The sequence below is a fragment of the Amycolatopsis dongchuanensis genome (genome assembly GCF_039542405.1).
GTDB lineage: Bacteria > Actinomycetota > Actinomycetes > Mycobacteriales > Pseudonocardiaceae > Amycolatopsis_E > Amycolatopsis_E sacchari.
Window position 1 is genome coordinate 1 of sequence record NZ_BAABIB010000074.1, and the last position, 17,670, is coordinate 17,670.

Below are 17,670 nucleotides of genomic sequence, written 5' to 3' on the forward strand. Positions count from 1 at the left end.
GGGGGCATCAGTCATACCGAACCTGGCGACCACAGCTCCTTGATCAGGAACCACGAAAAAGGTAACGGGGGGCGGTGGTTTCTGGCGGGTGGCGGAAGGGTTGGGCTGGGGCACGGAACGGCGCGGTGGCGGTGCGGCGCACCTTCGGGCGGCGCGTGGTCAGCGCAGGCGCATCGGCGCCGCGATGCCACCCCCGGCACGTCTGCCGAGCCGGTACCTCAGTCCTCCGCGCGGCGGCGGCGCCGGGGGATGGCGTCCGTCGTGCCGTGGGCGGCGAGCCTTCGGGCGGCGGGTGGTTGAGCCCCGGCACGTCTGTCGGGCCTCCGCGCAGCGGGCGGCGCGGGTCCGCCCCGACGCGCAGCGGCGCTGCCACCCCGGGCATTCTGCCGGGCACCAAGCCTCCGTATAGCGGCAGCGGCGCCTGATCAACCGCGGCGTGGCAGCGGCACTTGTCAGCCCAGGCACGCCTGCCGGGCGCCAAGCCTCAGCAGCGGCGCGGGTGATCAGACCCCGCGCGCGGCGGCGGCGCGCCAAGCCCCCGCACGGCGGGCGTGTGGTCAGCGCAGGCGCATCGGCGCCGCGATGCCACCCCCGGCACGTCTGCCGAGCCGGTACCTCAGTCCTCCGCGCGGCGGCGGCGCCGGGGGATGGCGTCCGTCGTGCCGTGGGCGGCGAGCAGGTCGCTCACCGACCGGCCCGCGGAGTGCGAACCGCCCTCCTCCGGGGCGGCGCGGCGGCCGGTCGGGGGTTCGGGGTCGGGCTTGGCGTGACTACCGTGCGAGGGCGCCTGCCACGACGGCGGCTCCCCCTCCGGACGGCGCCGGCGGCCGCCTCCGGACTGCTCGGCGGGGCTTTCCTCGTCGTCCGGACGGCGGCGACGGCCACCGCGGAACTCCTGCGCCAGCCGCCGGACCTCCTCGGGCAGCGTGGGGTTGGACGCCGCGGGCAGGTCGTCCTCGGGCGGCGCGACGGGCTCCACCGCCGGGCGCGACAGCTCAAACCGAGATTCCGGGGCAACCGGCTCCACCGCCGGGCGCGACAGCTCAAACCGAGATTCCGGGGCAACCGGCTCCACCGCCGGGCGCGACAACTCAAACCGCGACTCCGGCGCGACGGGCTCCACCGCCGGGCGCGACAACTCAAACCGCGACTCCGGCTCCGGCTGCGCGGGCTCGCTCGCGGGCCGCGAGGCCTGGAACCGCGGTTCCGGTTCGACGGGCTCCACCGCCGGGCGCGACAACTCAAACCGCGACTCCGGCTCCGGCTGCGCGGGCTCGCTCGCGGGCCGCGAGGCCTGGAACCGCGGTTCCGGTTCGACGGGCTTCATCGCCGGGCGCGACGACTGGAAGCGCGGCTCGGGCCGCTCCACCGGCGTCATGCGCGGCCGGGACGCCTCGAACCGGGACTCCTTCTTCGCCGCGGCCGCCTCGAACCGCGGCTGCACGGGCTCCATCCGCGGCTGCACGGGCTCCATCCGCGGCCGCGAGCGCTCCGCCCGCCCCTCGAACCGCGGCTGGACCGGCTCCATCCGCGGCCGGGACCGCTCGGCCCGGCGCGGCTCGGCGGCACGCGCGGCCGGCGGTTCCGGGGTGGCGGGCGCGGTGTTCCCCTGCCCGTTCGACGACGGCAGCTCGCTCGTCGAACCGGACGTTTTCTCCCACGCGGCGGTCCAGTCGGCGTCGACGGGCTTGGCGAGCTGGGTGGGCTCGTCCACCGGCTCGGGCTGCGGCGCGGCCGGCGCCTGCCTGCGCCGCCGCTCGGACGGGCTGAACGCGGGCCGCGTCGCTTCGGCCGCGCTACCGAACCGGGGTGCGGGTTCCTGCTTCCTCGGCGGCGGCGGGTTCACGCGGGTCTGCTGGGCGGCGCGCGCCTCGGCGGCGGCCTTCGCGACGCTCGCCGCGGCGTGTCCGCCTGGCTGCCGCTGCGCCGCGGGTTCCGCGCGGCGGGGCGGGAGGTCGAGTGAACGTTCGGGGCGGCGGGGCTCCGGCGCGGCCGCCCGCCCGACTGGCCGCGCCTGTGGTTTTTCCCGGACGCGGTCGAGGTGCTCGGTCGGCCGTTCGGGCGGCCGGTTCGCGCTCGCTGTCAGCTGCGGCGGGGTGAAGCCGTTGTCCCCCTCGACGATCTTCTGCTCCTCGCGCAACGCCCGCATCCGCGTGGCCTGCGCGGTCAGCGCGATGCGTTCGAGCAGCACCTCGCCGCCGAACAGTGACTGCAGGTTGTCCCTGAGCGCGGCGACCTCGGCGCGCAGCGAGTCCAGCTCTTCCCTGGCGTCGGCCTGCATCTTGGCGCGCACGTCGTTCTCGATCTCGAGCTCGTACTCGCGCCGGGCGGCGATCTCGCGCTCCAGCTCCAGCTCGTAGACCTCCTGCGCCTGCGCGACCGCCTCCTCGGTGGTGGCGGCCTGCTTGCGGTACCGGACCGCGAGGAACGCGCCGACGAGGGCCGCCCACAACGCGGCGACGATGCCCAGCCGCAGGTAACGGATGTCGTCGGCCAGCACGAGCGCGAGGGTCGCGGCCACGGCGAGGGCCAAGCCGACGACGAACCACGGCCTGCCCAGTAGGCGGCCGCGCGAGTCGTCGCCCACGCCAGTCATGCCGAACACCGTACCCTCTAGTTACCCGTCTGAGACCTAGTCGGTACTTCGAACGGTCGATTCTCAGCGTTAACCGGTCGGGTGATCGTCGCGATCCTGATCACGTGTCTCCGGGGTGCGGCAGCAGTGTTCGAGCCACAGCGCGGCCGCCGTGAGCACCACCGCGCTGATCGCGCCGATGATCGCGCTGCGGAGGTCGTTGGCCGCCGCGGTGATCTCGTCGGCCCGCGGTACCAGCGCCACGAGCGCCCCCAGCCACGCCCCGAACATGAGCGCGCCGAGCAGGGAGGACGCCTTCGCGAGCGCCACGGCCCGCGCCACCCCGATCGCGCCGGTCAACCGTCCACTTCGGATTCGCGTGCGGATGGAGAAGGCGAGCACGGTCTCGACGGCGGCGATCACCACGAGCGTGATCCCCGCGTACCTCGGCAGCCGGGGCAGCGAGGAGTAGGCGAACTTGAAGGCGAGGTAGGCCAGCACGACGCCCACCAGCCCGGCGACGATCAGCTCGCGGGGCCGTGTGAAGTGCATGGGTTCAACGGTACCGTGCGACACTTGACTCTCCAGTGACTGGAGACATCAGCATGGATTCCGTGGGCAGGACGTTCACCATCGGGGAGCTGGCACGCCGCACCGGCCTGCCGGTCAAGACCATCCGGTTCTACTCCGACGAGGAGCTGCTCCCGCCCACCGACCGCACGGCGGCGGGGTACCGGATCTACGACACCCGGGCACTGGCCCGGCTGGAGCTGATCAGGACCCTGCGCGAACTGGGCCTCGGCCTCGACGACATCGCCGAGGTGCTCGCGGCGCGGGCTTCCGTGCCGCAGCTGGCCGAACGGCACCTGGAGGCGCTCGACGAGCAGATCCGGCGCCTGCGGCTGCGGCGCGCGGTGCTGCGTGCGGTCGTGAAGAGGGAATCCGAACCAGAGGAAGTGAAGCTGATGAACAAGCTGGCATCGATGTCCGACGAGGAGCGCGCCCGGCTGGTCGACGAGTTCTGGGACGAGATGGTCGCGGGGCTCGGCGAGGAGGACGAGTTCCTGGTGCGAATGCGCTCGGCGAAACCGACGCTCCCGGACGATCCAACGCCGGAGCAGGTGGAGGCGTGGGTGGAGTTCGCGGAGCTGGTCCGGGACCCGTCGTTCCGCGCGCTGATCCGCGGGATGAGCGAACGGCACGCGCGGCAGGAGGACCTGCGCGTCCTCGCGGAGCGCCAGGACCTGTGGTGCGACTGGACCGACCGGGCGAAGGCGTTCCTGGACGCCGGGGTCGCGCCGTCGTCGCCGGAGGGCCGCGCGCTGGCCGATGAGGCGGCCGGGGCCCTCGGCATGGACAAGCGGACCCTGGCGGACCGCATCGACGAGGGCAACGACGCACGTGCCGAGCGGTACTGGCAGCTCATGGCGATCATGAACGGCTGGCCGCCGATCCCCACGCGCTACCCCTCGGTGGAGTGGCTCGTGGCGGCGCTGCGAGCGTGATTTCGGAGCCGGAGGCCGGGCCGGGTGGTCCGGCCCCCGGTGGGGGGCCGGGTGGGATTCGGCCGCGGCGGCGGCCCGGCCCACCACCCCTGCATTTACAACCGGAGGTCAGCGTCACAACCGGAGGTCGGGCCGGGCGATCACGCCTGCTCGGTCCGCCTCCGGCAGTGCTGCCAGCAGGTCCGCGATCGGGCCGTGGCCGGGCAGGACCGCGTCCGGCTCGATTTCGTGCCACGGGACGAGAACGCTCGCTCGCTCGGGCGTGCCGGGGTGGGGCAGCAGCAGTTCCGGATCATCCGAACGCACGCCGTCCACCGTCACCACGTCCACGTCCAGCGTCCGTGGGCCCCAGCGCAGCTCGCGCACGCGGCCGGCGGCCTGCTCCAGCGCCTGCCCCGCCCGCAGCCACGCCCACGCGTCCCGCGCCGGATCGTCCACGACGCACACCGCGTTGAGGAAGTCCGGCTGGTCCTCGACACCCCACGGCTTCGTTTCGTACACAGTGGACACCGCCCGCACGATATCGCCCAGGCCGGTGATGACGGAACGCAGGTAGCCGAGCCGGTCGCCGAGGTTCGAGCCCAGCGAAAGGACCGCGCGGCTCATCGTTCCCGCCGGACGGTCACCGCCACGTCGTCGAACGTGAGCGGGATGGGCGCGGACGGCTTGTGGACGGTCACCTCGACCGCGCTCAGCCGTTCGTCGCGGATCACCTCGTCGGCGATCTTCCCCGCGACGCTCTCGATGAGGTCGTAGGGCTCCCCGCCGACGATGTCCGCCGCGAGCTGCGCGAGTTCGCCGTAGTGCAGCGTCCGCTTCAGGTCGTCGGTCTCCGCGGCGGGCGTCAGGTCCAGCCACACGGTGACGTCCACGACGAACTCCTGCCCGTCGCGCTTCTCGCGCTCGAACACGCCGTGCCTGCCGAACACCCGCAGGCCGGTGAGCGTGATCCGGTCACCCACGGCCACGCTCCCATGCCGCGGCGACGGTGACGGCGTCCAGCGACGCCCCCACCGAGTGCACCCGCACGCCCCACGCACCGGCGGCCGCGGCGAGCGCGGAGATCGCCGCCGTGGCGTCCTCGCGGCCGGACGGCGGCCTCGGCTCGCCGTGCTCGTCCGCGAGCAGGCGCCCGAGAAAGCGCTTACGGGACGCACCGACGAGCACCGGGAAACCCATGTCCACAAAGGACCGAAGGTCGTGCAGCAGCGCCCAGTCGTGCGGCGCGTGCTTGGCGAAGCCCAGACCGGGATCCAGCACGATGTTCTCCGCCGACACACCCGCACCCAACGCCGCGTCCACCCGTGCCGTCAACTCGGCACGCACCTCGGCCACGACGTCGTCGTAACGCGCCAGCTGGTTCATGTCCTTGCTGTGCCCACGCCAGTGCATGAGGATCCACGGCGCACCGGTGGCGGCGGCGACCTTCGCCATGTTCGGGTCGGCCAGTCCGCCGGAGACGTCGTTGATGATCGCGGCGCCCGCGTCCACCGCGGCCTCGGCGACCGCGGCGCGCGTGGTGTCCACGGACAGGCACAGCCCGTCAGCCGCGAGCTCACGGATGACGGGCAGCACGCGGTCGATTTCCGTCTGGGCGTCCACTCTGGACGCTCCCGGCCGCGTGGACTCCCCGCCGACGTCGATGACGTCCGCGCCCCGCGCCCACATCTCGTGCGCGTGCGCGAGGGCCGCACCGGTGTCGAGGTAGCGACCGCCGTCGGAGAACGAATCGGGCGTGACGTTCAGGACGCCCATCACGACGCAGCGCCCGGGCGACGGCAGGGCCGTGCTCACCGGCGGCCCTTGATCAACTCCAGGGCCTCCGCGCGGGTCGAGGCGGAGGACTGCAGCAGCCCGCGCACCGCGGAGGTCGTCGTGCGGGCTCCGGCCTTGCGGATGCCCCGCATCGACATGCACAGGTGCTCGGCCTCGATCACGACGATCACCCCGCGCGGCTTGAGCTTGCGCTCCAGCGCGTCGGCGACCTGCGACGTGAGCCGCTCCTGCACCTGCGGCCGCTTGGCGTACAGGTCCACCAACCGCGCGAGTTTGGACAGCCCGGTGACCTTGCCCTGCCCGTTCGGGATGTAGCCGACGTGGGCCACCCCGTGGAACGGGACCAGGTGGTGCTCGCAGGTCGAGTAGATCGGGATGTCCGTGACCAGCACCATCTCTTCGTGGGACTCGTCGAAGGTCCGGTCCAGCACGCTGTCCGGGTCCGTGTAGAGCCCGGCGAACATCTCCTGGTAAGCCCGCGCGACCCGGGCCGGGGTGTCCCGCAGCCCGTCCCGGTCCGGATCCTCGCCGACGGCCAGCAGCAACTCCCGCACGGCCTTCTCGGCACGTGCCTGGTCGAACACCGGCCCGTCCTCGCGGGTCAGCTCACTGTCGATTTTGACCGTCCTGCTCGTCGGGGTCGCGGCGGTGCTGTCCCTCGCCGGAACCACCGAACCAGCCGCCCTGCTGCTGCTCACCCGGCTGCTGCCGCCACTCCTCCGCCGGCGGGCGCCACTGCTGGCCACCCGGCTGCGTCGCCGGGGTCCACCCGGGAGGGGCACCGTAGTTCGGCGGGCCCGCGTGGCCGCCCGAAGGCTGCGGCCACTGCGTGCTGCCGTTCGACGGGCTGTACCGGCCACCACCGTTGGACGGCGGGGCGTACGGGTTCGACGGCGGCTCGGGCTGGGCGTACGGCGGGCCACCGGGCAGGTCGCCACCGCCGGGGGCGGTGCTGACCGGCGTCGGCGCGGGACGCGGAGCGGGCTTCTGCTCCTCCTCGTCCGGCCACGGCTCGCCCCGCTCCATCGCCAGCTCACGCGGCGTCTTGATCGGGGGCTTGTCGGACGGCACGCGCTCACCGAACTCGTTGAACACGGTGATGTGCGGCCGCTTCTCGACCGTCGCGAAGATCCGCTCCAGGTCCTTGCGCTGCAGGGTCTCCTTCTCCAGCAGCTCCAGCACCAGGTCGTCGAGCACGTCGCGGTAGGTGTTGAGCACCTCGTACGCCTCGGTGTGCGCGGTCTCGATGAGCTTGCGCACCTCTTCGTCGATCTCGTGCGCGACCTCGAGCGAGTAGTCCGCCTGGCGGCCCGCCGAGCGGCCCAGGAACGGGTCACCCTGGTCCTGGCCGTACTTGACCGCGCCGAGCCGCGCGCTCATGCCGTACTCGGTGACCATCGCCTTGGCGATCTTGGTGGCCTGCTCGATGTCGGAGGACGCGCCGGTGGTCGGCTCGTGGAAGACCAGCTCCTCGGCCGTGCGCCCGCCCAGCGCGAACACCAGCCGCGCGATCATCTCCGAGCGCGTCATCAGCTGCTTGTCGTCCTCGGGCACGACCAGCGCGTGCCCGCCCGTGCGGCCACGCGGCAGGATCGTCAGCTTGTACACCGGTTCGAGGTCCGGCATCGCCCACGCGGCGAGCGCGTGCCCGCCCTCGTGGTAGGCCGTGATCTTCTTCTCCTTCTCGGAGATGATCCGGCTCTTGCGCGCGGGACCGCCGATCACGCGGTCCACCGACTCCTCCAGTGCGGCGTCGGTGATGACGTGCCCGTTCTGGCGGGCCGTCAGCAGCGCGGCCTCGTTGATCACGTTCGCCAGGTCGGCACCGGACATGCCCACGGTGCGCTTGGCCAGCGCGTCCAGGTCGACGCCCTGCGCGAGCGGCTTGCCCTTCGAGTGCACCTCGAGGATGGCGCGGCGGCCACGCAGGTCCGGCGCGGACACCGGGATCTGCCGGTCGAACCGGCCGGGGCGCAGCAGCGCCGGGTCGAGGATGTCGGGCCGGTTGGTGGCGGCGATCAGGATGATGCCGCCCCGCGAGTCGAACCCGTCCATCTCGACGAGCAGCTGGTTCAGCGTCTGCTCGCGCTCGTCGTGCCCGCCGCCGAGGCCCGCGCCGCGCTGGCGGCCGACCGCGTCGATCTCGTCGACGAAGATGATGCACGGCGCGTTCTGCTTGGCCTGCTCGAACAGGTCACGGACGCGGGAGGCACCGACACCGACGAACATCTCGACGAAGTCGGAACCGGAGATCGTGTAGAACGGCACCCCCGCCTCACCGGCGACCGCGCGCGCGAGCAGCGTCTTACCGGTACCGGGCGGGCCGTAGAGCAGCACGCCCTTCGGGATCTTCGCGCCCAGCGCCTGGTAGCGCGCCGGGTTCTGCAGGAAGTCCTTGATCTCGTACAGCTCTTCGACGGCCTCGTCGGCACCCGCGACGTCACCGAAGGTGGTCTTGGGCATGTCCTTGTTGAGCTGCTTGGCCTTGGACTTGCCGAAGTTCAGCACCCGGTTGCCGCCGCCCTGCGCGTTGTTCATCATCCACATGAGCAGCAGGAGCAGCAGCCCCAGCGGGATCATGTAGATGAGCAGCTGGGAGATCCAGGACTGCTGCGTGACGGTGGTGGTGAACTTGACGTTCGGCTTCGAGACCAGCAGGTCGTAGATGGGCCGCGCCGCGTCGGACGGGTACGGCGTGATGATCTGGTCGACCTGCTGGCCGTCGACGTCGATCTTGTTGTTGAGCGACAGCTTGAGCTGCTGCTCCTTGTCCTCGAGGTTCGCTTCCTTCACGTTGTTCGCGTTGATCTGCGCGATGGCCTGTGAAGTGGCGACCTGGGTGTAGCCGCGGTCGCTGTCGAAGATGGTGCTGAACGCGAAGTAGAGCAGCAGAACCGCGACGATCCACAGCAGTGGGTTCCTGAGCAGGCGCTTCCGGTCCATATGCCTCGGCCGTGCTGGCCTTGACCCTCCCTGGTTAGGCGGTAGATGCTCACATCCGCCGTCACGGTGTACACAACGACTTGCGGGGCGCGGGGGACACCCGTCTACCCAGGGTACAGTCCGGCGGACCTCGGCACCCGCACTAGTCTCCGGCTGCTCAACGGCCGGTCGCGGCGCACGGTTCCCGCAGGGTCAGGAAGTCACGCTCGCGACCATCTCGGACAGCCGCGAACGGAGCGTTTTGGCGTCGGCGGGAGCGACCGTGATCCACTCCCTGCCGTCCCCACCAGGGCGGGAAAGGCTGAGGTAGCGGCCGGACGCGGTGTCGAACCACGCCAGCACCGGCGACCGCCGCCTGCCGGCGAGCTCGCTGAAGCTGTTCGCTGCGAGCTGACCGCCGCGCAGCCGCGGCTGGCCCGCGAGCCGCGCGTAGGACTCGCGCGGGTCGGCCACCTGCTCGCTCAGCGAGGTGCGGCGGCGCGCCCGCGTGGGCTCCGGTTCCCCGTCCGGGGTGACCGGCACGCGGTTCGGCGGGATCCGCAGCGCCTCCTCCACCGGCAGGGTGATGGACGCCTCGGTGCCGCGCTTGCCGGCCGGGAGCAGGTCGACCACGGCGGAGGCGAGGCCCTCGGCGAACGTGGGCCGGATCCAGATGCCGTCCGAGGTCTGGATGGCGATCACACCGGTGGTGCCGTCTGACGCGGCGAGGACGCCGACCGGTGGCTGCTGGTAGTCGGGGATGTGCAGCGCGTCCACGCTCAGCGTGGGACGGGCCAGCACGGCGAACCAGTCCTCCACGTGCGGTTCGAGCCTGCCGAAGTGGTCACGCAGGCCGCGCGCCCGCAGCTCGTTGTCCGCCCGGCGCCGCAGCGCCGACCGCTCGTCGAGCGTCGCGCCGTGGGACCGTACCCGCAGCGGGTACGGCAGCTCACCGAGCCCGGCGGCCTCCCACAGGAAGTCGAACGTCAGCGGCGTGAAGAACTCCTGCCCGCCCGTCACCATGCTCCTCCCGGTGCCATCGTCGTGCTGGCGGCACCGGAGAGCATCTCATTGAGCCGATGGCGGAGGGACGGCGCGTCCGCGGGCGCGATGGTGATCCAGTCACGGCCGTCGTGCCCGCGGCTGGCCTGCGTGAAGTAGCGGCCCGAGTCGGTGTCGAACCAGCTCAGCACCGGCGTCCGCACCTTGCCGCTGACGCGGCCGCGGGCGTTCGCGCCGATCTGGCCGCCCCGCAGCCGCGGCTGGGCCTGCAACCGGGCGAGCGCCTTGCGGTCCTCGTCGGCGCTCACCCGCCCACCCGTCGCCCGACCACCACCCCCGGTGGTGGCGCTGCGCGCCGCTGTGCTTCCCGGATCAGCCACCCGCCGCTGCAGGAAGTCCGCCCCGGTGTCGGTCATCAGCTGTTCGAGCGGCACGGTGATCGACTTCTCGGTGCCGCGCGGCGCGGCGGGCAGCAGCGACACGATGGCGCTGGCCAGCCCGTCCGCGGGCGCGGGGTGGAAGTGGAAACCACGCTCGTCCTGCACGGCGAGCACGCCCTGGCCGCCGAGCGCGGCCGCCACGGCGAGCAGCGGGCGCGCGTTCGGCGCCGGCAGGTGCACGGAGTCGAGGCTCACCTCGGCGGAGGCGAGCACCTCGAAGTAGTTCTCCACGTGCGGCTCGGGGCGCCCGCGGCCGTCCGCGACCCCGCGGCGGGCCAGCTCGGTGAGAGCCTGCCGCCGCAGGTGCGCGCGTTCGTCCATGGTCGCCCCGTGCGACCGGAACTCCAGCGGGTACGGGAGCTCACCGCCCCCGAACGACTCCCACAGGAAGTCCAGCTCCAGCGGAGTCAGCAGCTCCGCACGCGTCACTCTTCGTCCTCGTCGGCCCAGGCGCCGATGACCGGAGGAGCGGTGGAGACGTTCGCGCCGAACGCCGAGTCCGGGTCGGCCTCGACGAGGTACGAGGCGCGCTTGTGCTCCTCGTCCTCGGCGCCCTCGGCACCGGCCGCGCCCATGCCGCCCATCCCGGGCGGCGGCGTGCCCGCCGAGCCGCCGATCGTGCCGTTCGGCGACATCAGCTGCCCCTGCGGCGTGGCGCCCGCCGCGCTGTGGCCCTGCTGCTGCGCCTGGTCGGTGCTCGCGGCGGCCGTCTCGTCCGACTCCTGCTTGGCCGCGGTCTTGTTGCCCCGGCCCAGCACCGCCTTGCCCGCGGCGGCACCCAGCCCGGCACCGGCCAGCCCGAGCCCGACGCCGAGCGCGGCGGAACCACCGTCGGACGAGGACGTGGACACCGCCGTGGTGTGCGCCGCCGGCGCGACACCCGCGCCGGAGACCACACCCGGCGCCGGCGCGCCGGGGGCACCGGGCGCACCCGCACCCGGACCCGCGGTGCCGGCACCCGCCGCCGCGCCACCGATCTCACCGAGATGCGCACCGAACGCGGAGCCGCGGCCGCCGTCGACGCCGGTGCCCGCCAGGCCGGCCACGGGGCCGAGCGCACCGCCGCCGTAGGCACCCACGATCGAGGTGGACCCCGCGACCGAGGACGCCTTCGTGGCGCCGATCGCGCCGTCCGGCGGCAGGCCGAGCGACTCCGGGCCGAAGCTCGGGGTCGAGTCGTCCACCTCGGCCATCGCCTGCGTGTAGGCGTTGAAGTACTGGACCTGCTGCTCGTGCACGGCCCTGGCCTCGTCGGCCTGCGCCTTCATGTCGTTGACCATGGCGGCCGGGCCACCGGCGAGCATCGCCGCGGTCTGCCTGCCGGGGTCGAAGTTCTTGGGGGCGGGCATCTTCTTGACCTCGGCGGCCGCCGCGGCCTGCTGCGCCATGCGGTTGGCCATCGTGTGCGCGGCGTCCCCGGCCTGCTGGCTGGAGCCCGCGATGCCCACCAGCGCGCCCTGCGCGGACGCGGCACCCTGGCCGACCCACGCGTTGCCCAGCTCGGCGATCGCGTTGTACAGGTCGTTGGCCGCCTGGTGCAGCTCGTCGCCGTGGGCCTTCCACAGCTGGCCGGTGGACTCGGCCGTCGCCGGGTCGTTGTTCACGGTCGCGCCCTGGTAGAGCTGCTCGCTCTCCTGCGAGGCCCAGTTCGGCGGGCTCGCGATCGCGCGGTCCGAGCCGTAGTCGAAGCCGCCACCGCTGTTGCGCGCCTGCTCGACGAGCGCCGCCGTCTCCCCGTTGTCGCCCAGCGGGACGGTGGAGGGCGCGCCCGCGCCGGAGTTTCTCTGGTCGTCGAAGCCGCTCATGCTGCCGCCCCCTGGCTCACGCGCGCCCGGACAGCGCGTCCGCGGCGTCCTGGTCGATCTGGTGGTAGTGGCTCATCGCCGCGACGATGGCCTGCTCGGCCTGCTCGTACTGGCCGTAGAGGTTCTGGAGCGCGGTGGTGTAGGAGTCACCGCCGCCGTCCGCGCGCTGGGCGAACTTGGCCGCGATCGCGTCACCGACGGGGTTCGCGCCGAGCTTCGGGGCCTCGGCGAGCGCACCGGCGTTGCGGAGCAGGTTCTCCACGGAGTCCTTGCCCGCGCGGATCTTCTTCAGCACCGTCTGCGCGGCGTCCGGGTCCACCCCCAGCTGACCGCTCACCGCCGCGCTGCGGAACGCCGCGGCATCCGAGAAGCTGCTGTTCCCCATCGGTTCTCTCCTGCCCCAAGTCGATGCCGGGCGTGCCCGCCCGGCTACCCCTGTTCGCTTAGGTTAACGCACTAGGCCAGCCCCTATGACGCGTTTGACCAAGCCCAGGTTCCCAATTCAGCTGCTGTACACCTTGGGATCGAGAGTGCCGATGTAGGGCAGGTCGCGGTAGCGCTCGGCGTAGTCGAGGCCGTAGCCGACGACGAACTCGTTCGGGATGTCGAACCCGACGTAGCGGACCGGCACGTCCACCTTCACCGCCTCGGGCTTGCGCAGCAGCGAGCACACCTCGAGCGAGGCCGGGTTGCGGCTCGCCAGGTTCTTCAGCAGCCACGACAACGTGAGCCCCGAGTCCACGATGTCCTCGACGATCAGCACGTGCTTGCCCGCGATGTCGCGGTCCAGGTCCTTGAGGATGCGCACCACACCCGACGACGAGGTCGCCGATCCGTAGGACGAGACCGCCATGAACTCCAGCTGCGCCGGCATCGGCAGCGCGCGGGCGAAGTCGGTCATGAACATGACCGCGCCCTTCAGCACGCCCACGAGCAGGAGGTCGCCGGTGACGCCGTCCCGCGCGTAGTCCGCCGCGATCTGCTTGGCGAGTTCGTTGATCTTGTCCTGGATCTGCTGCTCGGTGACGAGCACGGAGGCGATCTCGCCTTCGTACACGGGTCATTCCCCTCTGGCTGCTTCGCGACGATTCATGCTCAGCCTGCCATGCGTCCGCACTACGACCAACCCACCGGGTACCCACACACCGCCCTGACCACGCCATTCGCCGACGAGGGCGTCCACCGCGCGCAGGTGCCCGTCGGAAAGATCACACGCGCCGCGGCCGAGCAGCCAGCGCCGGAGCACACGGCGGCGCAACGCGGGAGGCACCGGCTCCAGCTCCTTCGCGTCCAGCGTCTCCTCGTCGGTGCGGAACTCCCCGGCCAGCGCGTCGAGGGTTTCCAGGTCCTCCCTGAGCTGCGTGGCGGTGCGGGCGAGCGCGGCGGCGACCCCACCGGACAGGACGTCTTCCAGCAGCGGCAGCACTTCGGCCCGAAGGCGCACCCTCGTGAACCTCGGGTCGGTGTTGAACGGGTCCTCCCAGGGCTCCACGCCCAGCGCGGCGCAGGCGGCCCGCGTGGCCGCCCGCGGCACGTCCAGCAACGGGCGGCCCCACGGCGGGTCGAACGGCTTCATGCCCGCGATCGAGCGCGGCCCGGAACCGCGGCCGAGCCCGAGCAGCACCGTCTCGGCCTGGTCGTCCCGCGTGTGCCCGAGCAGCACCAGCCCACGGCCCTTGCTCCTGAGCGCGGAGTACCGGGCACGGCGGGCGGCCGCCTCGACCCCGCCCGCGCCGGTGACCTCGACCGGCAGCACCTCGGCCTCGTCGACGCCGAGCCCGCGCGCCGCCTCCGCGGCCTCCCGCGCCACCCGGCCCGAGCCGGGCTGCAGCCCGTGGTCCACGACCAGTGCGCGGACCCGCAGCCCCAGTTTGTGCCCCTCGTGCGCCGCGGCCTCGGCGAGCGCGAGCGAATCCGCGCCGCCCGAGACGGCCACGTCGAAGTCGACACGCGGATGAGCGGCCAGGAAGCCCCGCACGGCGCGCCGCACGGGGATCAGGGCCTCAGCCGTGGACACGCCTGACCCACGCCTCGGGGTCGGTGATCTCCGCTCGGGTGGGCAGGGTGTTGGGCGAGGTCCAGACGGCGTTGAAACCGCTCATGCCCACCCGGCCGACGACGTGCCGCGTGAACGCCGAACCCTGGGCGTACTGGCGGATCTTCGCGTCGATGCCCAGCAGGGTGCGCAGGAGCCGGTCGAGCAGCCCGCCGCCGGACCGCCGGGCGGTGAACCGGGCGCGGATCATCTCCACGGCCGGGACGACGTCCGGGCCCACCGCGTCCATCACGTAGTCGGCGTGCCCCTCCAGCAGCGTGGACAACGCGAGCAGCCGGTCGAACACCTCGCGCTGCTGCGGCGAGCGCAGCAGCCGCGTCAGCGCCGCGACCCCGCCATCGGCCTTGGCGCGCCTGGCTTCGCGGATCGCCTCAGGCAGGCGGCCCAGCAGGTCGGTCACGCCGTCCTGCTCCTCGGTGAGCCCGCTGACGAGCCGCTCCACCTCGTCGGCGAAGTAGGCACGCAGCCAGTCGACGGCGGTGAACTGCAGGCGGTGGGTGCATTCGTGCAGGCACACCCACATCCGGAAGTCCCGGCCGGGCACCTGCATCGCGTGCTGCGCCGTGACGACGTTCGGCGCGACGAGCAGCAGCCGGCCGCGGTCACCGCCGAAGGGGTCGTACTGGCCGAGCACGCGCGACGCGAGGAACGCCAGCACCACGCCGGTCTGCACGCCCGCACTGCCCGCGAGCACGGGGCTGAGCGGGTTCGACGGCAGCGTGCGCAGGGCGTTCCCGGTGAGCGCGTCGAGACCGGCGGCCGCGGACCGCACCCAGCCGGGCCGGTCGACGACCTCGCCGGGCAGGAGGGGCAGACCCGCGCCGAGCCCGGTCAGCTCGCGGACGTGCGCCTCCGCGTCCACGGTCAGCTCACGCAGCTCGCTCACCGCGAGGCGCGCTTCGGTGCGGGGCACCGAAGGACCGCCGCGGACGAGGAACGCACCGGTCGACGCGGCGAGCGACCAGTCGACGACCGGACGCGTCTTTTCCTCGCTCACCGTGCTGTTCATTGTTCCGACGCTACCCGCCGCTAACGACATCCGCAGCCACGTAACGCGGCCGCGACGGCGTCCAGCGCAGGCCGGGCGGCGGTGATGTTGGACCCGTTGGACATCAAGGCGAACACCAGCACACGGCCGTCGGCGTCCAGCACGAGACCCGCGAGGGTGCTCACGCCGGACAGGGTGCCGGTCTTGGCGCGCACCCAGCCCTTGCCGGGCGACGACGCCGCGTCCTGGTAGCGGCTTTCGAGCGTGCCGCTGCCACCCGCGACCGGCAGCCCTTCCAGCAGTGGCCGCAGTTTCGCCGTGCGCGGGTCCTTGTCGTCCGGTGCGGCGGCGACGGTGAGCAGCTGGGCGAGCAGCCGTGGCGACACCTTGTTCGCCGGCGACAGCCCGCTGCCGTCGTTGACCACGGCTCCCGTGACGTCGAAACCGTTGTGGCTCAACACGTTCAGCGTGGTCTGCCCGGTGCCGGCGAAGCTCGCGGCGGCGCCGCTCGCGATCGCGGTCTGGCGGCCGATCGCCTCGGCCAGGACGTTGTCGGAGATCTGCAGCGCGCGGTCGACCAGCTCGGTGAGCGGAGCCGACTTGACCTCGCCGAGCACCTTGGCGTCCTTGGGCGCGGTGGCGTTGCCCGCGGCGGAGGCACCGAGCCGCGAGGCGAAGGTCCGCAGCAGGTCACCGGCGGGGTCGGCGGTGCGGCTGACCTCGTCGACCTTCGGGTTCGAGCGGCCCGCGTCGAGCATCCCGGGCACGATCTCGACGGCGTAGTTCGAGGGCGTGTCCTCGGGCGCCCAGCCGGGCCCGGTGTGCGAGCCGCTGTAGAGGGACAGGTCGATCTGGACCTTCTTGATCCTGCCGCCGGAGGCCTGCTTGACCTGGGCGACGAGGTCGTCGAGGTGCGCGGCGCCGGGGTAGATCGACTCCTGGCCGTCCGGCAGCGACGACAGCGTCGGATCCCCTCCCGCGACGAGGATCGCGGTGTCCGGGGACGAGCCCTGCACGACCTTGGTGGTCAGCTGCATCCCGTGGTCGAGCGTGAGCAGCGCGGCGGCGGTGGTGAGCAGCTTCGTGGCCGAGGCGGGGGTCAGCAGCTGGCCGGGGTTGTGGTTCCACAGGGTCTGCCCGCTGGCCGGGTCGACGACGATGCCGGCGAGCGTGCCGAGCGCACCGCTGCTCGCGGGCCCGGCCAGCTGCCCGCTGACACCCGAGCTGGTCGGCGTGGGCGCGTCGGTGCTGGGCGCGTGCAGGGCGAGCGTGACGGCGGCGGGTTCGGGTTCGTCGCCCTTCGGGAAGTTCGGCGCCCACGGCAGCCCGAGCCGGTTGGACACGGGGGGCAGCGCGAGCGCCACCCCGACGGCAATGACCAGGACGAGCACCACGGCACCGATCAGCAGCCCGCGCCGTCTGCCCCGGCGAGGCGGTTCCTCGGCGGGTGGCTGTTCCGCGGGCTGCACGGCCTGTGCGGGGCGCACCTCGCCGGTGGGTTCGATGCGCATGGGCTGGGCGTGCCCCGACCCCGCGGGCGGGATCGGCCGCTGCGGCGGTGCGGGGCGCTGCGCCCACGGCTGCCGCTGCTCGTCCTGCTCGTCGGGAGGCCGCTGGTCCTGCGGCGACACGGCGCGCATGACCTGCGTGTCGTCCGCGGCGGGCGGCCGGGAGGCGGGGGGCTCCGGCAGGCGCCGGGGCTCGGTGACCTGCTCACCGGCGCCGGATTCGCTCCGCTCGCTGCTCTCGGGCCGCGGCTGGAACACGGTGGCCTGGCTGCCGTCGCTCTGCGACTCGCGGCTCTCCGGGCGGGGTTGGAACGCGGTGGCCTGGCTGCCGTCGCTCTCCGGCTCGCGGCTCTCGGCCCGGGGCTGGAACAGCGTCGCCTCGCTGTCGCCACCCTCCGACTCCCGGCTCTCCGGGCGCGGCTGGAACGCGGTGGCCTGGCTGTCGTCGCTCTCCGGCTCGCGGCTCTCCGGGCGCGGCTGGAACGCGGTGGCCTGGCTGTCGCCACCCTTCGATTCACGGCTCTCCGACCGGAGCTGGAACAGCGTGGCCTGGCTGTCGTCGTCCTTGGGGAGGCGCTGGAAGACCGTGGTCTGGCTGGTGTCCTCGGACTGCTGCCCACGCTCGGGCTCCTCCTGCGGGGGCACCGTCTGGAAAGCGGCGGTCTCCCCAGCATCGCCGGACCGCGCGGCGGTCTCCCCAGCATCGCCGGACTGCTCGGCTTCCTCCTGCGGCGGCACCGTCTCGAAAGCGGCCGTCTCCCCAGCGTCATCAGACCGCTCGGGCTCCTCCTCGGCAGCCTCCGGCGCTTCCTCGGCAGCCTCCGGCGCCTCCTCGGCCTCCCCGTCGCCCCCCTCGTCGTCCTCCGGCGGCTCCGCCCCCTCGGCCTCCGCCTCAGCAGCCTTCGGGCGCGGCACCCACACCGTCTGCTGCTCCGGCAGCGACACCCGCTGGGGAGCGGCAGCCTCCGCCGCGTCGTCCGAATCGTCCGATGGCCAGGCCGGCTCTTCTTCGTGCGTCGGCACGCACCCCTCCTCATCGCGTCGGCGCACCAGGGGCCAAACTCACAGTAGTCAAGACGACATCGGTGCGACT

Annotated in this window: 16 protein-coding genes; 1 reads left to right on the forward strand and 15 read right to left on the reverse strand. The window is 72.9% G+C overall.

Going from position 1 to position 17,670, the window contains the following annotated elements:
- Positions 1–616: 616 nt before the first annotated feature.
- Entirely contained in the window at positions 617–2,596 is a 1,980-nt protein-coding gene (locus ABFX51_RS17220) for a DUF6779 domain-containing protein (protein WP_346054234.1), read from the reverse strand.
- A gap of 69 nt (positions 2,597–2,665) precedes the next feature.
- Positions 2,666–3,127 carry a DUF3180 domain-containing protein gene (locus tag ABFX51_RS17225; RefSeq protein ID WP_091515814.1) on the reverse strand — a complete coding sequence of 154 codons (462 nt, stop codon included), beginning with the start codon at positions 3,125–3,127 and terminating at the stop codon, positions 2,666–2,668.
- A gap of 53 nt (positions 3,128–3,180) precedes the next feature.
- Between ABFX51_RS17225 and ABFX51_RS17230 the strand changes: the two genes are divergently transcribed.
- A complete protein-coding gene (locus ABFX51_RS17230; protein ID WP_091515817.1) occupies positions 3,181–4,080 on the forward strand; it encodes a MerR family transcriptional regulator in 900 nt (299 codons plus the stop codon).
- A 114-nt stretch (positions 4,081–4,194) separates the two neighbouring features.
- Here ABFX51_RS17230 and folK read toward each other — a convergent pair whose 3' ends face one another.
- From folK to dacB, 13 genes are all read right to left on the reverse strand, one after another.
- Positions 4,195–4,686 (reverse strand): 2-amino-4-hydroxy-6-hydroxymethyldihydropteridine diphosphokinase, encoded by a 492-nt coding sequence (gene folK, locus ABFX51_RS17235; RefSeq protein ID WP_346054235.1) that lies wholly within the window; start codon positions 4,684–4,686, stop codon positions 4,195–4,197.
- Positions 4,683–5,042, reverse strand: coding sequence for a dihydroneopterin aldolase (gene folB, locus ABFX51_RS17240; protein ID WP_346054236.1), 360 nt, complete (start codon positions 5,040–5,042; stop codon positions 4,683–4,685). Before folB ends, folK begins: the two co-directional genes overlap by 4 nt.
- On the reverse strand, positions 5,035–5,835 hold the full coding sequence (folP, locus tag ABFX51_RS17245; RefSeq protein WP_091515918.1) for a dihydropteroate synthase: 801 nt from the start codon (positions 5,833–5,835) through the stop codon (positions 5,035–5,037). The genes folB and folP overlap by 8 nt, the downstream gene beginning before the upstream one ends.
- 35 nt (positions 5,836–5,870) lie before the next feature.
- Complete coding sequence (gene folE, locus ABFX51_RS17250; protein WP_091515914.1) at positions 5,871–6,473, reverse strand: GTP cyclohydrolase I FolE; 603 nt, start codon at positions 6,471–6,473, stop codon at positions 5,871–5,873.
- On the reverse strand, positions 6,463–8,799 hold the full coding sequence (ftsH, locus tag ABFX51_RS17255; RefSeq protein ID WP_091515821.1) for an ATP-dependent zinc metalloprotease FtsH: 2,337 nt from the start codon (positions 8,797–8,799) through the stop codon (positions 6,463–6,465). The genes folE and ftsH overlap by 11 nt, the downstream gene beginning before the upstream one ends.
- 192 nt (positions 8,800–8,991) lie before the next feature.
- The gene (locus tag ABFX51_RS17260) at positions 8,992–9,798 is read right to left on the reverse strand and encodes an ESX secretion-associated protein EspG (protein ID WP_346054237.1); all 807 of its coding nucleotides are present in this window, start codon (positions 9,796–9,798) and stop codon (positions 8,992–8,994) included.
- Positions 9,795–10,649, reverse strand: coding sequence for an ESX secretion-associated protein EspG (locus ABFX51_RS17265; protein ID WP_091515825.1), 855 nt, complete (start codon positions 10,647–10,649; stop codon positions 9,795–9,797). The genes ABFX51_RS17260 and ABFX51_RS17265 overlap by 4 nt, the downstream gene beginning before the upstream one ends.
- Positions 10,646–12,025, reverse strand: coding sequence for a hypothetical protein (locus ABFX51_RS17270; RefSeq protein WP_091515828.1), 1,380 nt, complete (start codon positions 12,023–12,025; stop codon positions 10,646–10,648). Before ABFX51_RS17270 ends, ABFX51_RS17265 begins: the two co-directional genes overlap by 4 nt.
- A gap of 16 nt (positions 12,026–12,041) precedes the next feature.
- A complete protein-coding gene (locus ABFX51_RS17275; RefSeq protein ID WP_091515829.1) occupies positions 12,042–12,410 on the reverse strand; it encodes a hypothetical protein in 369 nt (122 codons plus the stop codon).
- 117 nt (positions 12,411–12,527) lie between these two features.
- On the reverse strand, positions 12,528–13,082 hold the full coding sequence (hpt, locus tag ABFX51_RS17280; RefSeq protein ID WP_091515832.1) for a hypoxanthine phosphoribosyltransferase: 555 nt from the start codon (positions 13,080–13,082) through the stop codon (positions 12,528–12,530).
- A gap of 3 nt (positions 13,083–13,085) precedes the next feature.
- Complete coding sequence (gene tilS / locus ABFX51_RS17285; protein WP_091515835.1) at positions 13,086–14,042, reverse strand: tRNA lysidine(34) synthetase TilS; 957 nt, start codon at positions 14,040–14,042, stop codon at positions 13,086–13,088.
- Complete coding sequence (locus ABFX51_RS17290; RefSeq protein ID WP_346054239.1) at positions 14,029–15,090, reverse strand: zinc-dependent metalloprotease; 1,062 nt, start codon at positions 15,088–15,090, stop codon at positions 14,029–14,031. Before ABFX51_RS17290 ends, tilS begins: the two co-directional genes overlap by 14 nt.
- A gap of 20 nt (positions 15,091–15,110) precedes the next feature.
- Positions 15,111–17,600 carry a D-alanyl-D-alanine carboxypeptidase/D-alanyl-D-alanine endopeptidase gene (gene dacB / locus ABFX51_RS17295; RefSeq protein WP_346054240.1) on the reverse strand — a complete coding sequence of 830 codons (2,490 nt, stop codon included), beginning with the start codon at positions 17,598–17,600 and terminating at the stop codon, positions 15,111–15,113.
- Positions 17,601–17,670: the final 70 nt, after the last annotated feature.

Bases quoted from the DNA above. Each gene is read 5' to 3' on its own strand.
- folK (WP_346054235.1), bottom strand. From the start codon at position 4,686: ATGAGCCGCGCGGTCCTTTCGCTGGGCTCGAACCTCGGCGACCGGCTC.
- ABFX51_RS17220 (WP_346054234.1), bottom strand. From the start codon at position 2,596: ATGACTGGCGTGGGCGACGACTCGCGCGGCCGCCTACTGGGCAGGCCG.
- ABFX51_RS17290 (WP_346054239.1), bottom strand. From the start codon at position 15,090: ATGAACAGCACGGTGAGCGAGGAAAAGACGCGTCCGGTCGTCGACTGG.
- folP (WP_091515918.1), bottom strand. From the start codon at position 5,835: ATGGGCGTCCTGAACGTCACGCCCGATTCGTTCTCCGACGGCGGTCGC.
- ABFX51_RS17230 (WP_091515817.1), top strand. From the start codon at position 3,181: ATGGATTCCGTGGGCAGGACGTTCACCATCGGGGAGCTGGCACGCCGC.
- ABFX51_RS17275 (WP_091515829.1), bottom strand. From the start codon at position 12,410: ATGGGGAACAGCAGCTTCTCGGATGCCGCGGCGTTCCGCAGCGCGGCG.
- ABFX51_RS17225 (WP_091515814.1), bottom strand. From the start codon at position 3,127: ATGCACTTCACACGGCCCCGCGAGCTGATCGTCGCCGGGCTGGTGGGC.
- ABFX51_RS17270 (WP_091515828.1), bottom strand. From the start codon at position 12,025: ATGAGCGGCTTCGACGACCAGAGAAACTCCGGCGCGGGCGCGCCCTCC.
- ftsH (WP_091515821.1), bottom strand. From the start codon at position 8,799: ATGGACCGGAAGCGCCTGCTCAGGAACCCACTGCTGTGGATCGTCGCG.